Raw genomic sequence first — 23732 nt, forward strand, 5'->3', positions numbered from 1 at the left:
GGGTACGGCTGAAGGTATGACCGACGACAACATCAGGGTGTGGCGGGACGAGGAGCGGCTGCCGTTGGAGGAGTTGGAGCGCGCCGTCTCGGGCTCCAGCCTCGACGGGCAGGCCGACGACGTGACGGGGAACGACGCCGGCGAGGAGGCCGCGTTCGGGCACGGGCCGGCCGCGTCGGACCGCGACGGGCAGGCCCAGGGCACCAGCCGGGAGGCCACCGACCCGCAGCGCGCCTACCGCCCGTCCACCACCGGCCGGACCGGGCCCGACGTCTGAGTCTCGCCTCCGGGCTGGGCGGGCACCGCCGGCACGGGACGTCCCGCGGCCGGTCGGCGCGCGCCCCACTCGTAGAGCACGATCAGCGCCAACGCGAGCACCAGCAGGGCCGATCCCAGCACCTCCACCGAGGTGTTGCCGATCAGCACGCCCAGCCCGGCCGGGACGAGCGCCGCGCCGACGCCGGACGCGCCGATCTGCAGGCCGATGGCGCGGTCCGCGTGCGCCGCGCCGACCCGGTCGGCGGTGGTGAGGGTGAGCAGCGGAAACACCGGGGCCGCGGCGAATCCGACGACGACCAGCCCGAGCACCGCAAGGACGGCCGGCCCGGGAACGGCGATCAGCGCCGCGCCGACCGCCATCCCGGCCAGGCTGGCGCGCAACACCAACCCCGACCCCAGGCGCTCGGCCACCAGACCCTGCACGACCCGGCCCACGAAGAGACTGCCCCAGTACGCGGAGACGCAGCCGCCGGCCAACGCCGCGCTGAGCCCACGCCCCTCGGTCAGCAGCAGGAATGCCCACAGCCCCGCGGAAACCTCGATCGCCACGTACAGCGCGAAGGCGAGCGTCCCCGACCAGACCGCCGGCAGCCGCAGCGTGTCCCTCACCGGGACCTGGACGGTCGGCGCCGGACCGGAGTCCGCAGCGGCGGGCCCGGCGGCCGGGGCGTCACGCCGCCAGGCCCGCACGGTGAGCACGAACGCGGCGGCCAGGACGAGTTGGGCGGCGGCCACGATGCCGTACCCCCAGCGCCAGGCGAGCCCGGCGCTCAGCACCGCGGTCATGATCAGTGGACCGATGGCCACGCCGAGACCGAAGAAGGCGTGCAACCAGTTCATGTGGCGAGGCCCGAAAGCCCCGGCGGCGTACGCGTTGAGCCCGGAGTCGACAGCGCCGGAGCCGAGCCCCAGCAGCAGCGCACAGCCCACCAGCACCACCAGCACGGGGCTCACCGAGAAGCCGGTCAACGCCAGGCTGGCCAGCAGGGTGCTACCGGCGAGCAGCGCGCCCACGCCGACCCGGGCCAGGGTGAAACCGGCCAGCACACTGGAGGTGAGATAGCCGACGGTGCCGGCGGTGAGCACCCACCCGACGGCCTCGGTCGGTACGTCGAAGTCGCCTCGGATCGAGGGCCAGGCGACGCCGAGCAGGCCGTCGGGCAGGCCGAGACTGACGAACGCGAGGTAGGACAGCAGGAGTAGCGCGGCGCGGGGACGCGGGGGCGTGGTGGACACGAGACACCATCCTGCCGCAGGGCACCCTAGCGCCGTCGACCGCCGATCGCCCGCTGCGCGAAGAAGTCGTGTCCGTACGGTCGAGAAAACGGACAGCTCATCCAGAATCGACCGATCGGAGGACGGCAAGCCGGCCGGTTCGCGTAAGAATTTCGGGATGCATCAAGGCTCCGGAATCCTCTCCACGCGTCAGCGCAAACTCGCCTGGCTCGGCTTCCTGCTGGCCGCGCTCCAGGCACCCGTGTCCGCCTGGCTCGTCGCCGACGAGTCGTGGCTGTTCAGCCTGTGCGTCGCGCTGATGGTGGCCACCGTGATCATCGCCGACGACGCGGCACGGCGTCGCCCGGCCAACGCGACAACCGACTAGGTTCCGCCGTCCGGCCGGGCCTCGTGGCCCGGCCGGCCCCGGCTACGGCGGCGTTCCTTCATCTCCGCCTCGTAGAGATGGCGCCGCCCACCCACCAACTCGTCGCGGGCCTGCTGGTCCACCTCCCGGAACAACGCGTGGTAGCCGTCGTCGAAGTCCTCGACGATCTGGAACGTCCACCGCCCCGCGATGACGTTGCGGCCGCGCAGCTCGGTGGCGATCCGATCGGCGAGGCCCGGATGCCCGGCGGCGTGAAACTGCTCCACCGCGTCGTCGAGCATCAGGTCGGCATGACCGATCAACTGGTGCATCGAGTAGAGATGCCCTCGGGCCCGCTCCACACACTCCAGCGCCTCGCTGAGCTTGCCGAGCGCGGCGACAGTCACGTCGCTGACCCCGTCCGGCCGCCGGTGCCGCTCATCGGGTCCGTCCGCCTGCTGTCCCATCCGTGCCTCCGTGCCGGGTGCCGTCACTGCTGGGTGTTCTCCTGCTGCCCCGTCTGTGCCGGATCAATCCCCCAGGTCAGCGGCGAGCATCCCAGTGGCGCAGCCGACATCCGCCGAGCGGACGAGGTCGACGCGGTCACCGGTCGGTTAGCCTCGGTCACCATGCGTGTGCCGTTCCACCGGGTCGCCTCCCGTACCGCCGTCGACTCGGCGCGGTCCACCCTGGCCGCCCTCACCGTCTCCGTGGGCACTGTCGGGCTCGCCGCCGCCGCCGCGCGCCCAGGGCTGCTGGCCCTCGTCGACCAGCACGCGGCGGCCGTCCGGGACAGCCTCGACGGCGACCGCACGCCGCTGACCTCCGCGGCGCTCGCCGGCTACGCCGAGGGTGTGCGCGCCGCCGCGCTGGAGCACGGGTGGACGCTGCCCAGCGGGGCGGTGGACTGGAGCCAGCCGGAGTGGCTGCTCACCCGACTGGTCGCGGTCTGCGCGTTGGCTCGCGCACTCGACCAGCACTGACACGAGAGGAGGGCACCCCGCGTCGTACGCGGAGCACCCTCCCACCCGTCGTGCCGTTCCGCCCGCTACGAGCGGTACTGCTGGGCTTCGTCCACCCGAGGCATGGCCTGGGTGCGGTCACCCCCGCGGTCGGCCATCTGCCGCTCCACGTCGCTACGCCCGGCCGACGTGGCCTGACGTTGCTGCTGCACCGCCCGGGCCTCCTCGGCCGCCCGGCGCAACCAGCCGTCCCAGCGGTTCTGCATCGGCTTCACGAGACCACCACCGACACCGACGATCAGGATGCCGGCCACCGTGGCGAGCACCGCGATCAGCACCGGAGTGGTCACCGTCGTGGCGATACCCACCTGGTTCAGGGCCGCGATCACACCCAGCGCGATGATGAAGATCGCCGTCAGGTCGGCCAGCACCTTGCCGTACGAGAGTCCTCCCAACGCCCCGGTGACCAGATCCCGGACAGCGTTGGCGATCGCGGCCGCCACCACCACGATGACGATCGCGATGAACGCGCGCGGCAGCCAGGCCACCACGCCGCTGATCAGGTCACTGATCGCGTTGGGCCCCCAGACTCCGAAGGCGAACTGCAGGGTGAACAGCAGTACGGCGTAGTACGCCAGTCTGGCCAGAATGTCGCTGGCGTCGTACTTCGTTCTCTCCAGGGCCCGTTTGATGCCGCCGCGTTCGACCGCCTGGTCGAAGCGCACCCGTTCCAGCACCGTATCCACGATTTTGAGGACGGCTCTGGCGATGAGCCAGCCGACCACGAGGATGACGATGAAGGCCACTGCCTTCGGGATGAAGAGCAGCACCGACCTCCAGGTGTCGGCGATGGCATCGCCGATGTCGGCCTGCCGGACCGCGAGGGTTTTCAGCATGATGTCCCTCCTGTCGCATGGACTGCGCCGGGCGCATACCCGGCAACCGCTCCGGCACTCCGCGCAGCGCGCGGCGTTTTTCCCGACAGACCTCCGGACAGGGGTCCTGAACTGCCCGAACGGCCACCGCGACGGACTCGGCGACGGCCCGCCGCCGTGGTCGGATGCCTTTTCCGGTCGGCCGACTAGGCTGCGAACATGCCAGGAACGGTCGGGCGGGTCCCCACGCCAGCAACTCCGGGCTCGGGCGCACCCACCGGGTCCGGCCCGGCCGTCGGTGTGCTCGCCCACGACTGGGCCAACACCCCGTTGGGCCCGGCCGACGACTGGGACGTCGCCCTCCAGGCGGTGGTGGAGCTGGTCCTCGCCTCGCCGATGCCGATGGCCCTGGCGTACGGCGACGACCTCGTCCTGCTCTACAACGCCGGCTACGCCGAGCTGCTGGGCACCAAACACCCGAGCGCCCTCGGTCGTCCGGCCGCCGAGGTGTTCGCGGAGATCTGGGCGCTGCCCGGCGTCGGGGCGGTGATCGAGCGCTGCTACCGGCAGGGCGAACCCTTCCTGGAGAAGGAGTCCACCCTGCCGCTGGTCCGTGGGCACTCCGCGACGGTGGAGCAGGCGGTCTTCACCCGGGGTTACTCACCGGTGCGCGACAGCGCCGGCCAGATCGTCGGCGTGCTGACGGTCGCGGCCGAGACCACTCACGTCACCGAGCAGTTGCAGAGCCTCAGCGAGGTGGCCGCGGCGCTCGCCGGCACCCTCACCCTCGACGACGTGGCCCGGGTGGCGCTGCGGTACGCGATCACCACGTTCGACCCCGACCAGGCCTCGTTCGCCGTCGACGAGGGCGGCGGCGGCTGGCGCATGGTGCGTCGGGTCCGTGGCGAGTTGTTGGACGAGGCCGACGAGCGGCTGCCCCCGCTCTGGCGGCGCGCCCCGGCGGACTGGCCGGCCCCGGTGGTGCAGGCGGCCCGCTCCGGCGCCCCGTCGTTCACCCGGGACGGGCAGCCGCTGCGGGACACCGCCGTGGACCGCCACGACCAGAAGGTCCGTGCGATGGCGGCCCTGCCGCTGGGCACCTCGGTGGTCCGCGGCGGGCTGTCGGTCGGCTACCAGGTTCCGCACACCTGGTCCCCCGCCGAACGGGCGCTGCTGGCCGCCTCCGCCGAGCTGATCGGCCAGGCCGCCGAGCGGGCCCGCCGTTTCGAGACCCAGCACGGCACGGCCCAACTGTTGCAGCGCAGCATGTTGCCGGAGCATCTGCCGGATCTTCCCCGGTTGCGGATCGCGGCCCGCTACGACCCGGGTGTGGACGGCAACGCGGCCGGCGGCGACTTCTACGACGCGTTCCCGCTGCCCAACGGCTCGCTCGGCGTGGTGCTGGGCGACGTCGCCGGGCACGACGTGCAGGCCGCCGCGCGGATGGGCCAGGTCCGGGCCGCGCTGCGCGCTCTGGCCCTGGCCGACCCGACGCCCGACGCGGTCCTGGCCGGCCTGGATCGGCTGGTGACCAGCCTCGGCGCGGAGGCCGGCACCCACGAGCTGTTCGTCACCGTGGCGTTCGGGGTGATCGACGCGGATCGGCGGGAGCTGACCCTGGCCAGCGCCGGTCATCCCGCGCCGTTGATCCGCCGCGGCGACCCGGATGGTCGGTTCCACGCCGAGTACGTCGACGTTCCGGCCGGGCCGCCGCTGGGGTTGGGCGGTCGGCCGGGCACCACGACCGTCCCGTTCCGTCCCGGTGACACCCTGCTGCTGTTCAGCGACGGGGTGGTGGAGCGTCGCCGGCAGAGCCTGAGCGCCGGGCTGGCCACCCTGAGCGACGCCATTGCCAAGGCCGGCAGCGGCGACCCCCGCGCGCTCTGCGCGGTGGCCACCGCGGCGGTCCCGGGCGGCACGGAGGACGACGTGGCCGTGCTGGCGGTCGAGCACGCGCTCAAACCGAGTCGTTCGGCCAGCATGGAGGTGCCCGCCGAGCCGACCGCGCCCAGCCGGGTCCGGCACTGGCTGACCGGCCAGCTCACCGAGTGGCAGGTGCCCGAGTCGGTGATCGGAGCGGCGGTGCTCTGCACCAGCGAGCTGACCACCAACGCGTTGCTGCACGCCGGCACGGCCGCCCGGGTGGACATCGACCTCAGCGCCGAGCGGCTGCTCGTCTCGGTGGCGGATTCCGGCACCCGGGGGACCGTGACCCGGGCCCGTACCGACACGTTGAGCAGTCGCGGGCGCGGCCTCGGCCTGATCGAGGAACTCAGCGACGCCTGGGGCACCGACCCGTCGGTCCGGGGCTCCACGGTCTGGTTCGAGATCCTCACCCCGCCGGCCGCGCACCCCTGAGCCGCCCGATGGCAGGAGGACGCCAGTGGCTACCAACCGGCCCGCCGGGGTCCTCTTCGATGTCGACGGCACCCTGGTCGACACCACCTACCTGCACACGGTGACCTGGTGGGAGGCGCTACGCCAGACCGATCAGCCGGTGCCGATGGCGGTGGTGCACCGCTCGATCGGGATGGGATCGGACAAACTCCTGGACCATCTCCTCGGGCCGGAGCGGGACCGCGACGCCGACTCCAAGCTGCGCGACGCGCACGACACCCTCTACGCCGAGTACTGGGAACGACTCACGCCGCTCCCCCGGGCGGCCGACCTGTTGCGCGCCTGCGCCGAGCGGGGTCTACGTGTCGTGCTGGCCACCTCCGCCTCGGAACCGGAGGTCGGCGCGCTTCGTCGGGCGCTGGGCGCCGACGACGTGATCGACACGATCACCTCCTCCGCGGACGCCGAGCAGAGCAAGCCGGCACCAGACATCCTGGTCGCCGCGTTGAAGCAGTCCGGGTTGACCGCCGAGCGGGTGGTCTTCGTCGGCGACTCGGTGTGGGACGTCGTCGCGGCCGGGCAGTTGAACGTTGCGTGTGTGGGTCTGACCTGCGGTGGCACCAGCCGCGGCGAGCTCGCCGGCGCGGGTGCCGTGGCGGTGTACGACGACCCGGCCGCGCTGTTGTCCGAGTTGGCGGACTCGCCGCTCACCCGACCCCGGTGAGGATCATTCGGGTCCACCGGCACTGGCGCGCATAGCCGGAGCCCTTGCGGGGCAAGGACTGTCACCACCTGCCCGCGCCTCGCGGGTGCGGGCGGAAGGGTGGTGCCGTGGAGCCGGTAGATGTGGCGTTCGCACTGGTGGGCGTGGGCGCCCTGCTCGCGGGCATCCTGCCGCGGGTGCTGGAGCGGCGCCCGCTGTCCATGCCGATCGCCTTCCTCGCCCTCGGCATGCTGGTGTTCCTGCTGCCGGTCGGGCTGCCGTCACCGGACCCCCTGGCCCACCCGGAGCTGGCCACCCACCTCACCGAGATCGGGGTGATCGTCGCGCTGATGGGCGCCGGGCTGAAGATCGACCGGCCGTTGAGTTGGCGGCGGTGGTCGTCCACCTGGCGGCTGCTGGCGATCGCGATGCCCCTGTGCATCGCGGCGGTGGCCCTGCTCGGCTGGTGGTGGGCGGGGCTGGTACCGGCCGCCGCGCTGCTGTTGGGCGCCGCGCTGGCGCCCACCGACCCGGTGCTCGCCGCCGACGTGCAGGTCGGCGAGCCGACCGACGTGGAGGATTCCGAGGACGAGGTCCGCTTCGCGTTGACCTCCGAAGCGGGCCTGAACGACGGGCTGGCGTTCCCGTTCGTCTACGCGGCCATCGCCATCGCCTCGACCAGCCTCGCCCCGAGCGACTGGTTGGCCGAGTGGTTCACGGTGGACGTGCTCTGGAAGATCAGCATCGGCGTCGGCGGTGGCCTGCTCATCGGCTGGTTGCTCGGCAAGCTGTTCTTCCGCGCCCCCAGCGAGTTGCGGCTGGCCCGGCACGCCGAGGGCTTCCTGGCGCTGGCCGCCACCTTCCTGGCGTACGGGCTGGTGGAGGTGGTCGGCGGGTACGGCTTCCTGGCGGTGTTCGTGGCCGCCCGGGCCATTCGGGCCGCCGAACGGACCCACGAGTTCCACTCGGTGCTGCACGACTTCGCCGAGCAGGTCGAACGGCTGCTCACCCTGGTGCTGTTGCTGCTGCTCGGCGGCGCGATCGTGGGTGGTCTGCTGGGCCCGCTGACCTGGCCGGCAGCCGCCGTCGGGCTGGTGCTGGTGTTCGTGGTCCGACCGCTGATCGGCTGGTTGTCGTTGCGCGGCGCTCCCGGACGCCCGGCCGAGCACTGGGTCATCTCGTTGTTCGGCATCCGCGGCGTCGGCTCGTTCTACTACCTCGCGTACGCCACCACCAAGGCCGACTTTCCGCAGGCCGAACTGCTCTGGGCGACCGTCGGGCTGGTGGTGCTCGTCTCCGTCGTGGTGCACGGCATCACGGCGACCCCGGTCATGCAACTGCTCGACCGGGAGGGAGAACGGACCTCCGACCCGGCCGAGCGAGACGCCGACGCTCGCCCCGTCGCGGCAGCCGGGCACGCCTGAGAGCGGCGGCCCGCTCAGGCCAGGCGGGCGGCCAGCGCACGGCCCAGGTCCCGGCCGGAGCGCCAGGCGCTCTGCACCCGGGGCTTGCCGAACGCGTCGCCGGCCAGGCCGATCCCGTCCGCGTCCAGGTGGTGGGTGGCACCGCCCGCGTCGCTGGTCGGCTTCGCGTACGTCCAACGGTGCACGTGCACGTCGACGGCCTGCTCGGGCAGCCCGAGCAGGTCCCGGACGGCCTGTTCGATCGCCGGGCCGGCCCCGGTGGGTTGAGCGAGGTGCCCGGCCGCGAACTCCGGCACGGTGTGCGCGACCAGCACCGGCGCGCCGTCACCGCGCCGGTCGCCGTCGTCGCAGACGAGGTTGAGCACCGGGTGCTCGTTGACGAACGCGCCCCGGAAGTCCGGCCAGCGCCGGGTCGGGAAGCGCAGCACCGCGGCCAGCGACGGCGACCAGCGCTGCTCCTGCACGACCCGGGTGGCGTCGGTCAGGGCCGGGTCGAGCAGCAGGGCGGCCTGCGGACCCGGCATGGCCAGGGCGACCGCCGCGCACGACTGCCCGTCGACGACCGGGCCGGGTTCCACTGTGAGCACCAGCCGGTCGACGGTCAGCGGTACCGCGCCGGCCAGGTGCTCGACCAACGAGCGCAGGCCGCGGGGAGCGGCGTAACGCATCGGCCCGGACACCTCGTGGTTTCCACTGCGGTCGTACGCCTGGAACGTGTCGGTCCACTCGTGGACCAGCCCGGCGGCGCGCCACTGTTCGACCAGTGCGGCGAAGTCCGGGTCGGTGGCGGTGAAGTAGGCGGCCCCGATGTCCGCGGGCCGGCCCTGGAAGCGTTTGCTGGCCATCCGGCCACCGCAGACGTGCCCCCGCTCCCGGACCTGCACCGGCACCCCGGCCCGGGTCAACTCGATCGCACAGGCCACCCCGGCTATGCCCGCCCCGACCACCACCACGCTCGACCGGTCCTTCGTCATCCGATGATCGTAGGCGGCGGCGTTCGGGCATGAACCACCGACGATCGGGGTACTGGCACACCTGTTCGAACGAAAGGGTGATGATGATGACGGACCGCCGCACCGAGCAGGCCGACCAGCAGGCCGACCAGAACGCCGCGATCAAGGACCCGGACGAGTGGGTCACCGGGGACGAGCCGCCGACCGCCGCCCAGGAGTCCTACCTGAGCACGCTGGCCCGGGAAGCCCACGCCGATCTCCCGGACGACCTGACCAAGGCTGAGGCGTCCAAGCGCATCGACGAACTCCAGGCCAAAACAGGCCGAGGCCAGTAGCCCGACCCCGCACCCCGCACCCCGCACCCCGCAGCCTCGGGCCTGTAACCCCCGGGCCACGTGTGTCGAGCGAGGCCCCCCGCGCGCCGATCTTGCGCTTTCTGTTGTCGACCTGGGCGGACATGCCCCGAGTGTCGGGACAGAAAGCGCAAGATCGCGGGAGCAGGGGCGACGGGGCGGCGGGACGATGGGCGGGAGGGCTGGGCGGTTAGGGGCGGGGTAGGGGGTGCAGCTTCACCTTGGTCAGGCTGCCCTCGTGGACCTCGGCGGTGAGGTAGGTGGCGTGGGGTTGGGAGCGGCGGTCGGTGGGTGAGCCGGGGTTGAGCAGGCGTAGCCCACCGGGCGCCTCGGTGTCCCAGGGGATGTGCGAATGCCCGAACACCAGCAGGTCGACATCGGGAAAGGTGGCCGCGCACCGCTTCTCCCGGCCGGTTCGGGGACCGGTCTCGTGCACCACGGCGACCCGCAGACCGTCGAGTTCGACCCGGGCCACCTCCGGCAGCCGGGCGCGCAGCGCCGGTCCGTCGTTGTTGCCGTAGACCCCGATCAGTCGGCGTGATCGCGCCGTCATGGCGTCGAGTAGGGCCTCGTCCACCCAGTCGCCGGCGTGCACCACCACGTCGGCGGCCTCGATGGCCGCCCAGAGGGGCCCGGGTAGGTCCCGGGCGCGCTTGGGTAGGTGGGTGTCCGCCGTGAGCACCAGCCGCATACCCGGCATTGTCCCCCGAGTCCCGGCCGCCCACCCGGGGGACGTGGGTGGACGGCCGGGCTCCGCCTCCGCCGCCCGGCCCCGTGCGTCATCGACGCTCGGGTACGGGTGCCGAGCCGGTCAGGGGGCGGTCAGGGCAGGGTCCAGCGTTGCGCTCCGGTGCCGTTGCAGGTCCAGATCCGCAGTTGCCGACCGTCGGTGAGATCCGAGTTGGGGATGTCCAGGCAACGCCCGGACTGGGGGTTGCGCAGGCTGCCGTCCGACTGGGCGGCCCACTGCTGGGCCCCGGTGCCGTTGCAGTCGTAGAGCTGCACGAGGGTGCCGTCGGTGGTGCCGCTCGCCTTCACGTCCAGGCACTTGGCGAGCCCCCGCACCGTGCCGTCGCCGGGCAGGGTCCAGCGCTGGGCGGCGGTGCCGTTGCAGGTCCAGGTCTGCACCTTGGTGCCGTTCGCGGTCTGGCTGGCGGCGATGTCCGCGCACTTGCCGAGGGCCTTGACCTCACCGGTACGCGCCCCGCCGGTGCCGACGCCCGGCCCGGTGAAGGTGTAGCTGTCCACGTCCAGCAGCGCCCCGCTGCCGCCGGTCATCACGAGGTACAGGTCGTGGGTGCCGTCGTCTGGTTTGGTCACCGTGGCGCTCAGCTCGGTGTAGTTGTCCCAGCCGCCGGTGTTCGGCACCGCGATCCGGGCGACCTCGGTGCCGGTCGGTGAGTCGTACCGGAAGGAGAGGGTGCCGCCGGGGCCACCGGAGGAGACTCGGGCCCGGACGCCGGTGATTCCCTTGAGGCTGACCGCGTGGTGTCGGACGCTCTCGCCGCTCTGGATGTCACCCAGCCGCTTGCCACCCTCGGCCGCCGCCTGGTCGATCACCTTGGGGCCGTTGAGCTGGACGAAGTGCTCGGCCTGCCACTGTTTCGGGTAGAGGCTGATCTCCTGTTCACCGGTGAGCGCGACCGAACCGGTCGCGCCGCGGTCGGTGTAGCTGCCCCGCAGGACGAAGAACAGCACCGAGTCGGGGCCGGCGTGCACCGGGCCGGTGTTGAAGGTCGCGCCGCAGCCGGTCCCCTCCCCCTCCTCGTGGGCGTGCTCCTGGTGGCCCAGCGCTGCCCGGACGACCACCGCCGAGCAGGCCGGCGTGCCGTCCTGCGCGTCACTGGCGGTGGCGCCCACCGTCAGGTCCTGCTCCCAGTCGAAGAGCCCACCCGCGGGCAGTCCGGTCAGCGTGACGGTCGGCCGGTTGTTGCCGACCACCACCGACACCACAGTGGTGGCGCTGCGGCCGGTGCCGTCGTTGACGGTGAGCCGGGCGCTGTAGTTGCCGTTCGCGGCGTACGTGAAGGACGGGTTCGCGGCGGTCGAGTCGGTGCTGCCGTCGTTCGTGAAGTCCCACGCGTACGTCAGCGGGTCGCCGTCCGGGTCGGAGCTGCCGGCGCTGGAGAAGGTCACCGCGAGGGGTGCCAGGCCGTTGTCCCGGTTGACGGTGGCCTTGGCCGCCGGCGACCGGCCACCCTGGACGTAGTTGATTTTGTAGAGGCCGGCGTCGACCGCGCCGGAGAAGTAGCCGCTGCCGTACTCCAGCAGGTAGAGCGAGCCGTCCGGCCCGAACTGCCAGTCGATCGGGTGGACGAGTTTCATGCCGGCGAGCACCGGTTCGATGACCGTCGGCGCGCCGGTGGACGGGTTGCCGTTGTCGAACTGGACCTCCTTGATCCAGTTGCGGCAGTACTCGGAGATCAGCCACTTGTTGTCGTAGTAGGCCGGCCACTTCACGTCCGAGACGAGGTTCGGGTCGTAGTGGTAGACCTCGACGTGGTTGGGCGACCCGCACCCACCCGGGTTGTCCAGCGCCGGCCAGTCCTCGCTGCCGCCGTGCTGCTCCCAGACGAGTGCCGGTCTGGTCGGCGGGAGCTGCTGGATGCCGGTGTTGCGGGGTGAGTTGTTCACCGGGCCGGTCGAGCCGCCGCAGGGGAACCAACCACGCGGTGTGGCGGTGGCGAAGTCCCAGTCGTTGTAGGCGACGTTGGGGCCGCCGCAGTACGGCCAGCCGTAGTTGCCGGGCCCGTTGGCCCGGTTGAACTCGTCGTAGGCCGCCGGGCCGCGGTTGGCGAGGTCGGTGCCGGCGTCGGGGCCGACCTCACCCCAGTAGAGGGTGTTGTTCGCCTTGCGGTCCACCCAGATCCGGTACGGGTTGCGCACGCCCATCACGTAGATCTCCGGGCGCGTTCGCGCGGTGCCGGCGGCGAACAGGTTGCCGGCGGGGATGGTGTAGCTGCCGTCGTTCTCCGGGTGGATCCGGTTGATCTTGCCGCGCAGGTCGTTCGTGTTGCCGGAGGTGCGCTGGGCGTCGTACTGGGCGTTGCGGTTCGTCCGCTCGTCGATCGGGGCCATTCCGGCGGAGTCGCCGCCGGAGTTGGTGTTGTCGCCGACGGCGAAGTACAGGTTGCCGGCGGTGTCCCAGCTCATCGATCCGGCGGAGTGGCAGCACAGGTCGCGTTCGGTGGGCCACTCGATCAGCATGTCCTCGCTGCCCGGGTCGAGCAGCAGCGTGGACGGGTTGAAGGTGAACCGACTGATCCGGTTGACCAGTGGGGTGACCTTCGGCGAGTAGAAGAGGTAGACCCAGCGGTTGCTGGCGAAGCTCGGGTGCAGGGTGATGCCGATCAGGCCGTCCTCGAAGCGGGCGTCCAGCGCCAGGGTGAGGGCGACGGTGGTGGACCTGGTCGCCGGGTTGTAGAGGCGGACCTGACCACCGGCGCTGCTGGTGCCCCGGTTGATGTAGAAGACCTTGCCGTCGGGGGCCACGGCCAGTTCAATCGGCTCGCCCATCGAGAGGCCGCCGTCCAGGGCGACCTTCTCGAAACCGGTGGTGGCGGGCGGAGCGAGGGCGGCGGCCTGGGCGGGGGACGCGGCGGCCGGCAGAACGCTTGCCTGCGGGACGACGCAGAGGGTGACCAGGACGGTGAGCAGGGTGGTGGCGCTGACGAAACGTCGGCGCGGTGTGCGGGACACGAGACCTCCAGCTGTCCGGGGGATCTCGGTGCCGCTCCCGCCGACTGGAGGAGCACCGCAGGGTGTCCCGGACATTAACGTCTTTCACTGGGAAGCGATAGAACTTCGCGTCTCCAGATAGAAAGTTGTCACGATCTCCGCGAAAGTCCGGCTCAGTGGTCCACCGGAGAGAAGTACGCCGGGGGCATCCCGCGCTGACGCAGCGTCGGGTCCCGCTCGACGTCGGTCAGCACACCGGCCGCGTTGATCAGGCCGATGTGGGAGAACGCCTGCGGGAAGTTGCCCAGCTGCTCCCCGGTCAGCGGATCGATCTGCTCGGCGAACAGGCCGAGGTCGTTGACCCGCTCCGCCAACCCCCGGAACAACTCGTGCGCCCGGTCCCGCTCACCGGCCAACGCCAGGCAGCACACCAGCCAGAACGAGCAGATGAGGAAACCCGCCGGGTCACCGTCCCAGCGCCGCAGCAGGCCGTCGTGGGAGAGCCGCTGCTCCACCGCGCGGATCGTCGAGCGCATCCGCGGGTCGTCGGCCCGCAGGAACCCGACCAGCGGCATCACCAGCACCGAGGCGTCCAGGTCGTCGGAATCGAAACTTCCGGTGTACGACTGGAGCCGCTCGTTCCAGCCCCGCTCGAACACCTCCGCGCGCACCGCGTCGCGGGCGGCCGCCCAGCGGGCCACGTCCGGCGGTTCGCCGAGCCGGTCAGCGAAGCGGACCGCCCGATCCAGGGCGACCCAGCACTGCACCTTCGAGGACACGTGATGGTGCTGGACGCCCCGTTCCTCCCACATGCCCGCGTCGGGAAGCGACCAGTCCCGCTCGGCCTGGTCGGCGAGCACCCGGAGTACGTGGCGTACCTCGGGGTCCATCGGTTCCAGCTTGTCGCGCATCAACCAGGCGGCGTCCATCGCCTCGCCGAAGATGTCGGTCTGCCGCTGCTGCCACGCGTCGTTACCGATCACCACCGGGGGGCTGTCGCGGTAGCCGCCGAGCTGGTCCAGCCGGTGCTCGGTGAGGTCCCGCTCCCCCAGCACCCCGTACATGATGGGCACCGGCCGGTCGTCGACGCGGCCCATCGCCCGGCCCAACCAGGCGAACTGGCGCTGCACCTCGTCCATGCACGTCGTCCGCCACAGCGCCCGCAGGGTCAGGCTGAAGTCGCGCACCCACACGTAGCGGTAGTCGTAGTTGCGGTCGCCGCCGAGCTTCTCCGGCAGCGAGGTGGTCACCGAGGCCACCACCGCCCCGCTGGGCCGGTAGGTCATGCCCTGCACCACCAGCCGGCTGCGTCGCACGTGCTCGGGGTAGAGCCCGTCGTAGGGGTGTTCGGTCGACCAGGAACGCCAGCCGGCGATGGTGTCGGCGATGGTCTGATCGGCGTCCGGCACCTCGGGCAGCGGGGCGTCGTAGGTCGGGGCGTACCCGAGGGTGAAGGTGTGTCTCGTGCCGGGACGGACGGTGAACGTCCCGGTGGCCTCACCGTCCCCGGCGGTCAACCGCTCGCTGCCCCGCAGGGTGAGTCGGGCGGCCCCGGCGATGGCCTCCAGCATGTCCTCCCGCTCGATCAGGTACGCGATGGTGCGGCCGTACTCGAAGCGCGGCCGGTAGTGCACCCGCATCGGCACCGAACCGGACAGCCCCTGCACCGAACGGACCAGCACCTGCGGCGAGTGCAGACCGATGTCGTGGCCGCGTGAGCCGGGCTCGAAGGCGAGCGCGTCGGTCAGCGCGACCTCTCCCTGCGCGGTGTGGAAGACCGTCCGCAGCACCAGGGTGTCCTCCAGGTAGGAGCGCTCGACCTGGTAGTCGCCCTCGGGCTGGATGGACCAGTGCCCGGCGTTGTCGTCGAGCAGCCGCCCGAACACCGACGGGGCGTCGAAGCGGCCCGGGCACCACCAGTTGACCGAGCCCGAGGCGTCCACCAGCGCCGCGCTGCGGCCGTCGGCGAGGAAACCGTAGTCGCTGATCTGTCCGCTCTCCACCTGACTGGCTACCCGGGCAGTCGCCGCCCATTCCCCTCCTGGTCGGCGACGGACGCCGCGTTACCGTTCGGCCTGGCCGGGAACCCGGGGAGCTGACGAGGGAGGATGCTCATGACGTCAGCTTCGGGGCCGACCGGCAACTGGCGGCCCGGCACACAGGGTGGCGACCTGCTTCCATCCGGACCGGCCGGCCGGCTGTCGACACCGAGCGGCAACGGCCACGGGCCGGAGGGCGGGCCGCCGACCGTGACGATCGGCGCGTACCCGGACTATCCGACCGCCCAGCGGGTCGTCGACTACCTGGCCGACAACCGCTTCCCGGTGGAGCACAGCGCCATCGTCGGCACCAACCTCACCCTGGTGGAGACGGTGCTCGGGCGGATGACCACCGGTCGAGCCGGCCTGCTCGGCGCCGGTACCGGCGCCTGGTTCGGGCTCTTCATCGGCCTGTTGTTCGGCATCTTCACGGTCGGCAACTGGCTGGCGGTGATCCTGGTCGGGCTGGTCATCGGCGCGATCTGGGGTGCCGTCTTCGGCGCGGTGGCGCACGCCATGACGGGCGGGCAGCGCGACTTCACCTCGGCCAGCTCACTGCGCGCCGGGCAGTACGCCGTGACCGTCGACGCGCAGCTCGCCGACCAGGCGCGACAGCTCCTCGGTCGGATGCAGATGCCCAACTCCGCGACGAACGCCCGTTGAGCGACGGTCGATCGGCCGTCCCGGCACACACCGGGACGGCCGTCTCGTCGTTCAGTCGTGGTACGCCAGCTCGCCGGCGCGCAGCGGCACGTCGACCCGGTTCTCCGGCGGCGCCAGCGGGCAGGCCCAGCGGTCGTCGTAGGCACAGCTCGGGTTGTAGAGGTAGTTGGCGTCCAGCCGGACCCGGTTACCGGGCAGCACCTCGACGCCCCGGCCGAAGGTGCCCTTCACCGTGTCGGTGAGGTACCGCCCTCCCCCGTAGCTGTCCCGCCCGCAGGTGCTGTCACGCAGCGGAACGAACAGCCCGCCCCCGTACGCCTCGATCCACCACAGGGTCAGCGGTCCCCACGGCGTATCGGCCACCGCGACCCGCCGGTACGCGACCACCCCGTCCGGGCCACCGGTGTCGATGCGCAACTCACCGCTGGCCGGGCGCAGGGGTGCCTCGACGACCGCCTCGGGGTTGGGCGGGAAGTAGCGCACCCCGGCGAAGTCGGGTCGTTCCGCCACCGGGATCGGGCTCTGCGGGTGGTTGGCGAAGAGCTCGTCGCGGCCGGCGCGGAAGCCGGCCAGGTCGACGTCGGACAGGTACAGCCGGGCCACCCGCTCCCGCCAGTCGGCCAACTCCAGATCATCCACGCCACCGAGCCTATGCCGTGGGCTGAGGCACCTCAGCGCGACGGCCAGTTGGTGAGGACGGCGTCGAGGGCGTCCAGGGTGCGCGACCAGGAGTCGTCGGTGGGGCGCGGGGTGTGCCGGAAGCCGCCGGTCTTCTCCAGGCTGACGAACCCGTGGAACGTGCTGTGCATCATCCGCACCGCGTCGGTCTGGTCCGGCTCGGCGAGCTGGTAGCCGCGCAGGATCGCCCGGGTCATCTCGGCGTGCCGGACGCCCGCGCTCGCGGCGGCCGTCTCCGGGTCGAGGTCGATCTGCATGGCCGCGTACCGGCCCGGGTGCTCTCGCGCGTAGTCGCGGTACGCGTTGCCGAACGCGACGAGCGCGTCCTTGCCGGCCCGGCCGGCGAGCGCGGCGGCGACCCGGTCGGCCAGCTCCGCCAGCGCCAGCAGGGCCATTCTGATCCGTAGCTCGTGCGCGTTCTTGAGGTGGAAGTACAGGCTCGCGTCCTTGACCCCGAAATGGCGGGCGAGGGCGGCGACTGTGACGTTCTCCAGGCCCACCTGGTCGGCCAGCTCGGCCGCGGCCAGCGTCAGACGCTCGGCGGTCACCCCGGCACGTGCCATGCAGCACACCCCCAACCTATCCCTAATAATCGCTTGCCTAGGAGAGCTAGGCTACTACCTATGTTGGCCCTGACCGAATCCGCCATCCGCGCGTCCTTCGTCAATTGCAGTCGAGGCGAGGCGAAGCGGCTGACCGTACCCAACGATCTTGAATTGCGTCCGTGGGACGACCTCGACTTCCTCGGCTGGCGGGACCCGTCCGCACCGCAGCGGGCCTACCTGGTCGCCGAGACCGACGGCAAGCTGGCCGGGGTGGTGCTGCGGGCCGCGACGCACCAGACGGGGCGCGTGCGGCACAGCATGTGCTCGTTCTGCCTGACCACGCACCTGGGCGGCGGCGTCTCGTTGATGACCGCCCCCAAGGCCGGCCCGAGCGGGCGGCAGGGCGATTCCGTGGGCACCTACCTGTGCTCCGACCTGGCCTGCTCGCTCTACCTGCGGGGCAAGAAGCACGCCGGGCCTCCCGCGCCCGAGCCGCTGCCCCTGCCGGAGAGGATCGACCGCGTCCGGAGCGCCCTCGCGACGTTCCTCCGCAAGGTCACCGACTGACGGGTCGAGGCGAACGGCGCGGCCGGGGCCGAAGCGTGTTCGGACCCCGGCCCTCCCGCGGTCAGCGGTCGGTGGCCAGGCGGGCGTGCAGGTGCTCGTCGTAGCGGCGGCCGTCGCCGTAGCGGTACGACTCGCGCAGCGTGCCCTCGGCCGGGTAGCCGGCCCGCTCGGCGACCCGGCAGGACGCCGGGTTGGCCACCGCGTGACACAACTCCACCCGATGCAGCCCGAGGTCCGCGAACGCCCAGTCGGTGAGCCGGACGACGGCGCGGACCGCCACCTGACGCCCTCGTGCCGCGGGCACCGTCCAGTAGCCGATGGACGCGTCGCCGTCGTGGATGCGGTGCAGTGACACCGAGCCGAGCAGGTCGCCGTCGGCCGCCGTGGTGACCGCGAACGAGGCGTGACCGCCGGTGGACCAGTCGGCCCGGCGACGCACCCACAGCAGCGCGACCTCGTCGTCGATCGGGCCGCCGCCCTGCGGGTTCCACTGGGCGATCGCCGGGTCCCGGAGGGCGTCGCGCACCGCCGGGGCGTCCTCGTCCCGCCAGGGGCGCAGCAACAGGTCGGCGGCGCAGAGCTCCACGTGTTCCACGAGGCCGGAGTCTGGCACATCCTGGGGCCTGCGCGCCGCTCGTTTCGCGCAGGTTTATTTCAAAGCTGCACGAACCGACGATCAGGCACGGGGAAGTGACCTATATAACGCTCAAACGACGTTATTTAAATTTTGAAAGAGTGCTACCGTCGTGGACATGACCGAGAGCCTGGACAGCACCCGAGAGGCCGCCTGGCGCGCCTACATCGAGGCCAGCCAGCGTCTCTACACCCAGTTGGAAGAAGAACTGCGGGTCGCCAGCGACCTCAGCTTCGCCGACTACCACGTGCTGGTCCTGCTCTCCGAGGCACCCGGGCAGCGGCTACGGATGGGCGAGCTGGCCAGTCGGTTGATCTTCTCGCCCAGCCGCCTCACCTACCAGGTCTCCTCCATGCAGCGTCGTGGCCTGGTCAGCAAGGAACCCTGCCCGGACGACCGGCGCGGCAGCGAGGCGGTCCTCACCGCCGCCGGGCTGCTCGCCCTGCGGGAAGCCGCACCACACCATCTGGCGTCGGTGCGTACCCATCTCATGGACGACCTCGACGATGCCGAGGTCGCCTGCCTCACCCGGGTCTTCGACCGGCTCGGCGAGCGCCTTCGGGCATCGCGGGCCAGCTCGACCACCCCCGCCTCACGCTAGGAGTCTCGACATGCCCGCGATCACCGTCGACAACGTCCTCGTCCTTCCCCGCCTGCCCCAGCTCGACGAGGCCACCACGATCCGCCCGGTCCGCACGGTGACCACGGCGCCCAGCGGCTTCGAGGGTGAGGGCTTCCCGGTCCGTCGCGCCTTCGCCGGGGTGTCGACCACCGACCTGGACCCGTTCATCCACCTCGACCAGATGGGCGAGGTCGACTACGCGCCGGGTGAGCCCAAGGGCACCCCGTGGCACCCGCACCGCGGCTTCGAGACCGTCACGTACATCATCGACGGCGTCTTCGACCACCAGGACTCCAACGGCGGTGGCGGCACCATCACCGACGGCGACACCCAGTGGATGACGGCGGGCAGCGGTCTGCTGCACATCGAGGCGCCGCCGGAGCACCTGGTGGTGAGCGGCGGGCTCTTCCACGGCACCCAGCTGTGGGTCAACCTGCCCCGCTCGGCGAAGATGAACCCGCCCCGCTACCAGGACATCCGGGGTCGGGAGTCGGCGCTGCTCACCACGCCCGACGGTGGCGCGCTGATCCGGGTCATCGCCGGCGAGGTCGCCGGGCACCGCGGCCCGGGTTCGACCTTCACCCCGATCACCATCACCCACGTCACCGTGCAGCCGGGCGCGCAGGTCGACCTGCCCTGGCGGCCCGACTTCAACGCCCTGGTGTACGTGCTGGGCGGTCGCGGCACCGTCGGCGCCGACCGGCGGCCGGTGCGGACCGGCCAGCTCGCGGTGCACGGTGCGGGTGACGCGCTGCGGTTCAGCGCCGACACCTCGCAGGACAGCAACACGCCGGCACTGGACCTCTACATCATGGGTGGTCAGCCCATCCGGGAGCCGGTGGCACAGTACGGCCCGTTCGTGATGAACACCCGGGACGAACTGCTCAAGGCGTTCGAGGACTTCCAGGCCGGCCGCCTCGGCGTGATCCCCACCGAGCGGATCCCGCACACCGGCGGCCAGGGCACCCGACCCTGACCACCGTCGAGCGCTGAGGACGGCGCCGACGCCTCCGGTTCAGCCCGGGGGCGTCGGCGCCACCTCAGGAGACCGCGAATATCCCGGCAACACCCAGAATCACCATCACCAACACCGCTACCAGCGCACCCCGTTCGCTCTCCACCGCCGGCTCGCGGTTCTCGGTCACGGGATTCGTCGTGTCGCGGGGCATGGTGTGGCCTCCTCGGCTGTCGTCGCGTCGCTGTCGATGGCGTTGGCCAGGTCACCGGTCCGGGGGCCTGACGTGCGGACCCGCGTCGGGGGTCCTACGGTGAGGACGTTGCCGACCTCCAGGGGGGCTGGACGGTGCCGTTGCAGGACTGGTTTCTCACTGCTGAGGAACGCGCCAACCCGGTCTCTGGCATACCCGTCTGGACCACGGGAAACCTCGCCGAGCCGTTGATTCACGGTGCGGCGTACTTCGACCGACTGGTCGACGAGGTCGAGGCCCTGGGCGCGGGCGACCACCTGTTCTTCACCGACTGGCGGGGTGACCCGGACCAGCGGCTGCGACCGGACGGCCCGACAGTCGCCCAGCTCTTCGCGCAGGCCGCGCAGCGCGGTGTGGTGGTCAAGGGGTTGATCTGGCGCTCACACCTCGACGTGCTGGCGTACAGCGAGGCGGAGAACCGCGACCTCAGCGAGACGATCTCGGCCGCCGGCGGCGAGGTGCTGCTGGACCAACGCGTCCGGCGCGGCGGCTCGCACCACCAGAAGCTCGTGGTGCTGCGGCACCTGGAGGCACCCGAGCGGGACGTCGCCTTCGCCGGCGGGATCGACCTGTGCCACAGCCGCCGCGACGACGCCGCGCACCACGGCGATCCGCAACCGGTGCAGATGTCCCCCCGGTACGGCCCCAACCCGCCCTGGCACGACGTACAGCTCGCGGTGCGCGGTCCGGTGGTCGGCGCGTTGGACACCCTGTTCCGGGAACGCTGGACCGACCCGATGCCGTTGGACTCGGAGAACCCGATGGCCTACCTGCGGGACCGGCTGCGCGGCTCGGACCTGCGCCCCGACCCGCTGCCCGAGCAACCGGCCGATCCGCCGCCCTGCGGTCCGCACCAGATCCAGGTGCTGCGCACCTATCCCGCCGTCCGTCCGCGCTACTCGTTCGCGCCCGACGGCGAGCGGACCGTGGCCCGGGGTTACACCAAGGCGGTGCGCCGGGCCCGCCGGCTGATCTACCTGGAGGACCAGTACCTCTGGTCGGCCGAGGTCGCGGACCTGTTCGCGCACGCGCTGCGGGACAACCCGGAGCTGCACCTGGTCGCCGTCGTCCCCCGCCACCCGGACGTGGACGGCAGGCTGGCGTTGCCGCCGAACATGGTGGGGCGCGAGCAGGCGCTGTCACTGTGTGAGCGGGCCGCACCGGACCGGGTGCACGTGTTCGACGTGGAGAACCACGCCGGTGACCCGGTCTACGTGCACGCGAAGGTCTGTGTGGTCGACGACGTCTGGGCCAGCGTGGGCAGTGACAACTTCAACCGGCGGTCCTGGACGCACGACAGCGAGTTGTCCTGCGCGGTGCTCGACGAGACACCGGACCAGCGCGAGCCCACCGACCCGGCCGGGCGGGGTGACGGCGCGCGCGGCTTCGCCCGGGACCTGCGTCTGCGGTTGTGGCGCGAGCACCTGGACCGTGACCCGGACGGCGCGGACGACGCCGACCTGCTGGATCCGGCGGACGCCGTCGCGGCCGTCACGGCCGCCGCCGACGCGCTGCAACGGTGGTACGACGGCGGCCAGGTCGGGGAACGCCCACCGGGGCGGCTGCGCCCGCACCGCCCCGAGCGGCTGCCGTGGTACACGCGAGCCTGGGCGCTGCCGGTGTACCGGCTGGTCTACGACCCGGACGGCAGGCCGCTACGGGCGAGGCTGGCCGGCACCTGGTGAAGCGGTCGGGCCGGCTCCGGCGCGGCCACCGCGTGCACGTTCAGCCCGCCCGGGTAGGCGAACGACGAGCGTGGTGAGTAGTAGCCGAAGCCGATGGTCAGTGGGTTGTCCGGGCGCAGCGCGTACATCGGGTGGCCGGGCTGGAGGAACTCCACCGACTCGATCTCGAACGGGGCGACCGGCTCGGCGACGAACGGGTAGGCCGAGCTGACCAGCTGGCCGTCGCGCCGGGTGAAGTAGCGGTGGTGCCCGCTGCTGATCGCGTGCCCGGTCTCCCCCACCCGACACCGGGCCCGGATCAGCGGCGTTCCGTCGATCTCCGTCTCGGAGAGCAGGTCCTCGCCGTTCACGTCGATGTGGGTGCGCCCGGCGAGCACCGGGGCACCGCGCGCGACGGCGTACTCACGGACCCGCCGGCTGGAGGCCACGTAGTGGGTCCACCAGCCGCCGGCGTTGAGGCCCCCGGGCGCGTCGACGCCCAACAGCGAGACGCCGAGATAGGTCAGCGAGTATGCGCCGAAGCCGGAGGTCTGCGTCTCGTCGTCGACGACGTACTGGTTGAGGAAGACCTGCCGGTCGGGCCGGGGGGAGAGCCCCGGAGGGACCAGCGCGGCGACCGCGTCAGGATCGGCCGGCAGCCAGCTGAAGTAGAGGGTGCGACTGTTCACGACAAGCTGGGGAGCGGCTGGATCGAGCACGGTGCCTCCGAACCGGGTGTGTACCCGCGACGCTACGGCCGGTCCCGCCGACGGAACAACGACGGATAGTCGACACTCCTGGTGACTTGTCGGATTTCGTGTTGACCAGTCGTCGAGGCCCATGAGCCGATCGGCCGGACCGGTCGCCCGACCGGTCAGCGGTCGACAGCCGGATCAGCGGGTAAGGATGCTCACAAGCACCCCGACTTCCGCACCATTTGCCCGTTTTGTCATTAGACACACCTTAAGTACATCAACCTTTCGGCTAGATTTCCGGGAGACGATCAGGTTAAGGTGACTCCCGAACGGCCTATTGGAAGCTAAACCAAAGCGTCACACCTTTTTGTCCGCGGACGAGGTGCAGGGAGGACCACCCATGACCGCGCCAACGATCACCGAGCAGCCGAGCGCCCCCGTCAAGGCCACCACCAAGCTCGACCCGCGCGCTCTCACCGACAGCGCTGCCGACCTGCTCAACGCGATGGCGGCGCTGCCCGCCAACCACCCGTCGCGCGCCGCGCTGCGGGACCGGGCGATCGAGGCCTGGCTGCCGCTCGCCAACCACCTGGCCCACCGCTACAGCGGGCGCGGCGAGCCCAACGACGACCTGGCGCAGACCGCCGCGATCGGTCTGATCAAGGCCATCGACAAGTTCGACCCCGAGCGCGGTGTCGACTTCGCCGGTTACGCGATCCCCACCATCATCGGTGAGCTCAAGCGGCACTTCCGGGACCGCACCTGGGACATCCGGGTGCCCCGCCGGCTCCAGGAGCTGCGGCTGGCCATCTCCGACGCCAACAGCTCGCTCCTGCAGACCCTCGGCCGCTCGCCGACGGTCGCCGACATCGCCGCTCACCTCAAGCTCACCGAGGAAGAGGTGCTGGAGGGCCTGGAGGGCGCTCGCGCGTACAACGCGGTGTCGCTGTCCACCCCGACCGGCGACGGCGAGCGCGCCACCGAGCTGGGCGACATGCTCGGCGGCGAGGACAACGAGTTCGAGCTGGCGGAGCTGCGGGTCGCCCTCGGCCCGGCGTTGGCCACCCTCGACGAGCGCGAGCAGAAGATCCTCACGCTGCGCTTCTACGGCAACCTGACCCAGTCGCAGATCGCCGACCAGATCGGTGTCTCGCAGATGCACGTCTCGCGGCTGCTGACCCGGGCGCTGACCAAGCTGCGCGGCCAGCTCGACGGCACCTACTGACCGGTTGACGAGTCGAGGGCCGGGTCCTTGAGACCCGGCCCTCGAC

General features: G+C 71.6%; 25 protein-coding genes. 13 read left to right on the plus strand and 12 right to left on the minus strand.

Annotation, left to right across the window (positions count from 1 at the left end; all coding sequences use genetic code 11):
* Positions 1 to 16: 16 nt before the first annotated feature.
* Positions 17 to 277 carry a hypothetical protein gene (locus AB0877_RS27315; RefSeq protein WP_366612436.1) on the plus strand — a complete coding sequence of 87 codons (261 nt, stop codon included), beginning with the start codon at positions 17 to 19 and terminating at the stop codon, positions 275 to 277.
* Here the strand turns inward: AB0877_RS27315 and AB0877_RS27320 are convergent.
* Complete coding sequence (locus tag AB0877_RS27320; protein ID WP_366612437.1) at positions 235 to 1515, minus strand: MFS transporter; 1281 nt, start codon at positions 1513 to 1515, stop codon at positions 235 to 237. The two genes, AB0877_RS27315 and AB0877_RS27320, sit on opposite strands and share 43 nt — an antisense overlap.
* Before the next feature lie 157 nt (positions 1516 to 1672).
* Between AB0877_RS27320 and AB0877_RS27325 the strand changes: the two genes are divergently transcribed.
* The gene (locus tag AB0877_RS27325) at positions 1673 to 1882 is read left to right on the plus strand and encodes a hypothetical protein (protein ID WP_366612438.1); all 210 of its coding nucleotides are present in this window, start codon (positions 1673 to 1675) and stop codon (positions 1880 to 1882) included.
* Here AB0877_RS27325 and AB0877_RS27330 read toward each other — a convergent pair.
* The gene (locus tag AB0877_RS27330; RefSeq protein WP_366612439.1) at positions 1879 to 2328 is read right to left on the minus strand and encodes a hypothetical protein; all 450 of its coding nucleotides are present in this window, start codon (positions 2326 to 2328) and stop codon (positions 1879 to 1881) included. The two genes, AB0877_RS27325 and AB0877_RS27330, sit on opposite strands and share 4 nt — an antisense overlap.
* A gap of 162 nt (positions 2329 to 2490) precedes the next feature.
* Here AB0877_RS27330 and AB0877_RS27335 point away from each other — a divergent pair, with 162 nt between their 5' ends.
* Complete coding sequence (locus AB0877_RS27335; RefSeq protein WP_366612440.1) at positions 2491 to 2844, plus strand: DUF6401 family natural product biosynthesis protein; 354 nt, start codon at positions 2491 to 2493, stop codon at positions 2842 to 2844.
* A 65-nt stretch (positions 2845 to 2909) separates the two neighbouring features.
* Here the strand turns inward: AB0877_RS27335 and AB0877_RS27340 are convergent, their stop codons facing one another.
* Complete coding sequence (locus AB0877_RS27340) at positions 2910 to 3719, minus strand: hypothetical protein (protein ID WP_285794186.1); 810 nt, start codon at positions 3717 to 3719, stop codon at positions 2910 to 2912.
* A gap of 198 nt (positions 3720 to 3917) precedes the next feature.
* Between AB0877_RS27340 and AB0877_RS27345 the strand changes: the two genes are divergently transcribed.
* The 3 genes from AB0877_RS27345 (at position 3918) to AB0877_RS27355 (ending at position 8162) form a co-directional block, all read left to right on the plus strand.
* Positions 3918 to 6056 carry a SpoIIE family protein phosphatase gene (locus AB0877_RS27345; protein ID WP_366612441.1) on the plus strand — a complete coding sequence of 713 codons (2139 nt, stop codon included), beginning with the start codon at positions 3918 to 3920 and terminating at the stop codon, positions 6054 to 6056.
* A 25-nt stretch (positions 6057 to 6081) separates the two neighbouring features.
* Positions 6082 to 6759 (plus strand): HAD family hydrolase, encoded by a 678-nt coding sequence (locus AB0877_RS27350; RefSeq protein ID WP_366612442.1) that lies wholly within the window; start codon positions 6082 to 6084, stop codon positions 6757 to 6759.
* 107 nt (positions 6760 to 6866) lie between these two features.
* Positions 6867 to 8162, plus strand: coding sequence for a cation:proton antiporter (locus tag AB0877_RS27355; RefSeq protein ID WP_366612443.1), 1296 nt, complete (start codon positions 6867 to 6869; stop codon positions 8160 to 8162).
* A gap of 14 nt (positions 8163 to 8176) precedes the next feature.
* On the opposite strand, the gene AB0877_RS27360 is transcribed toward AB0877_RS27355, so the two are convergent.
* The gene (locus tag AB0877_RS27360) at positions 8177 to 9115 is read right to left on the minus strand and encodes an FAD-dependent oxidoreductase (protein WP_366612510.1); all 939 of its coding nucleotides are present in this window, start codon (positions 9113 to 9115) and stop codon (positions 8177 to 8179) included.
* Between the two features lie 104 nt (positions 9116 to 9219).
* Here AB0877_RS27360 and AB0877_RS27365 point away from each other — a divergent pair, with 104 nt between their 5' ends.
* On the plus strand, positions 9220 to 9450 hold the full coding sequence (locus tag AB0877_RS27365; protein ID WP_355007327.1) for a DUF3072 domain-containing protein: 231 nt from the start codon (positions 9220 to 9222) through the stop codon (positions 9448 to 9450).
* A gap of 208 nt (positions 9451 to 9658) precedes the next feature.
* Here AB0877_RS27365 and AB0877_RS27370 read toward each other — a convergent pair whose 3' ends face one another.
* The 3 genes from AB0877_RS27370 to AB0877_RS27380 all read right to left on the minus strand — a co-directional run bounded on the left by AB0877_RS27370 (position 9659) and on the right by AB0877_RS27380 (position 15149).
* Positions 9659 to 10159, minus strand: coding sequence for a metallophosphoesterase (locus AB0877_RS27370; protein ID WP_366612444.1), 501 nt, complete (start codon positions 10157 to 10159; stop codon positions 9659 to 9661).
* Between the two features lie 131 nt (positions 10160 to 10290).
* Positions 10291 to 13167, minus strand: a complete 2877-nt coding sequence (locus tag AB0877_RS27375; protein WP_366612445.1) for a ricin-type beta-trefoil lectin domain protein — start codon at positions 13165 to 13167, stop codon at positions 10291 to 10293.
* Between the two features lie 152 nt (positions 13168 to 13319).
* Positions 13320 to 15149 carry a glycoside hydrolase family 15 protein gene (locus AB0877_RS27380; RefSeq protein ID WP_366612446.1) on the minus strand — a complete coding sequence of 610 codons (1830 nt, stop codon included), beginning with the start codon at positions 15147 to 15149 and terminating at the stop codon, positions 13320 to 13322.
* 111 nt (positions 15150 to 15260) lie between these two features.
* Between AB0877_RS27380 and AB0877_RS27385 the strand changes: the two genes are divergently transcribed.
* Positions 15261 to 15848, plus strand: coding sequence for a general stress protein (locus tag AB0877_RS27385; protein WP_366612447.1), 588 nt, complete (start codon positions 15261 to 15263; stop codon positions 15846 to 15848).
* A 51-nt stretch (positions 15849 to 15899) separates the two neighbouring features.
* On the opposite strand, the gene AB0877_RS27390 is transcribed toward AB0877_RS27385, so the two are convergent.
* Complete coding sequence (locus AB0877_RS27390; RefSeq protein ID WP_366612448.1) at positions 15900 to 16487, minus strand: DUF1684 domain-containing protein; 588 nt, start codon at positions 16485 to 16487, stop codon at positions 15900 to 15902.
* A gap of 32 nt (positions 16488 to 16519) precedes the next feature.
* Entirely contained in the window at positions 16520 to 17089 is a 570-nt protein-coding gene (locus AB0877_RS27395; RefSeq protein ID WP_366612449.1) for a WHG domain-containing protein, read from the minus strand.
* Positions 17090 to 17149: 60 nt separating this feature from the next.
* Here AB0877_RS27395 and AB0877_RS27400 point away from each other — a divergent pair, with 60 nt between their 5' ends.
* Entirely contained in the window at positions 17150 to 17638 is a 489-nt protein-coding gene (locus AB0877_RS27400) for an FBP domain-containing protein (protein WP_366612450.1), read from the plus strand.
* A gap of 61 nt (positions 17639 to 17699) precedes the next feature.
* Here the strand turns inward: AB0877_RS27400 and AB0877_RS27405 are convergent, their stop codons facing one another.
* A complete protein-coding gene (locus AB0877_RS27405) occupies positions 17700 to 18233 on the minus strand; it encodes a GNAT family N-acetyltransferase (protein ID WP_366612451.1) in 534 nt (177 codons plus the stop codon).
* Between the two features lie 157 nt (positions 18234 to 18390).
* Here AB0877_RS27405 and AB0877_RS27410 point away from each other — a divergent pair, with 157 nt between their 5' ends.
* Positions 18391 to 18873 carry a MarR family transcriptional regulator gene (locus AB0877_RS27410; RefSeq protein WP_366612452.1) on the plus strand — a complete coding sequence of 161 codons (483 nt, stop codon included), beginning with the start codon at positions 18391 to 18393 and terminating at the stop codon, positions 18871 to 18873.
* A 10-nt stretch (positions 18874 to 18883) separates the two neighbouring features.
* Positions 18884 to 19870 carry a pirin family protein gene (locus AB0877_RS27415; RefSeq protein ID WP_366612453.1) on the plus strand — a complete coding sequence of 329 codons (987 nt, stop codon included), beginning with the start codon at positions 18884 to 18886 and terminating at the stop codon, positions 19868 to 19870.
* A gap of 64 nt (positions 19871 to 19934) precedes the next feature.
* Here AB0877_RS27415 and AB0877_RS27420 read toward each other — a convergent pair whose 3' ends face one another.
* On the minus strand, positions 19935 to 20063 hold the full coding sequence (locus tag AB0877_RS27420) for a hypothetical protein (RefSeq protein ID WP_256441970.1): 129 nt from the start codon (positions 20061 to 20063) through the stop codon (positions 19935 to 19937).
* Positions 20064 to 20197: 134 nt separating this feature from the next.
* Here AB0877_RS27420 and AB0877_RS27425 point away from each other — a divergent pair, with 134 nt between their 5' ends.
* The gene (locus AB0877_RS27425; RefSeq protein ID WP_366612454.1) at positions 20198 to 21787 is read left to right on the plus strand and encodes a phospholipase D-like domain-containing protein; all 1590 of its coding nucleotides are present in this window, start codon (positions 20198 to 20200) and stop codon (positions 21785 to 21787) included.
* Here the strand turns inward: AB0877_RS27425 and AB0877_RS27430 are convergent.
* The gene (locus AB0877_RS27430) at positions 21736 to 22485 is read right to left on the minus strand and encodes a hypothetical protein (protein WP_366612455.1); all 750 of its coding nucleotides are present in this window, start codon (positions 22483 to 22485) and stop codon (positions 21736 to 21738) included. The two genes, AB0877_RS27425 and AB0877_RS27430, sit on opposite strands and share 52 nt — an antisense overlap.
* 376 nt (positions 22486 to 22861) lie before the next feature.
* Between AB0877_RS27430 and AB0877_RS27435 the strand changes: the two genes are divergently transcribed.
* Entirely contained in the window at positions 22862 to 23686 is an 825-nt protein-coding gene (locus AB0877_RS27435) for a SigB/SigF/SigG family RNA polymerase sigma factor (protein ID WP_366612456.1), read from the plus strand.
* The last annotated feature ends 46 nt before the right edge of the window (positions 23687 to 23732 follow it).

Source organism: Micromonospora sp. NPDC047644, assembly GCF_040704315.1.
In the GTDB taxonomy this organism is placed as follows: domain Bacteria; phylum Actinomycetota; class Actinomycetes; order Mycobacteriales; family Micromonosporaceae; genus Micromonospora.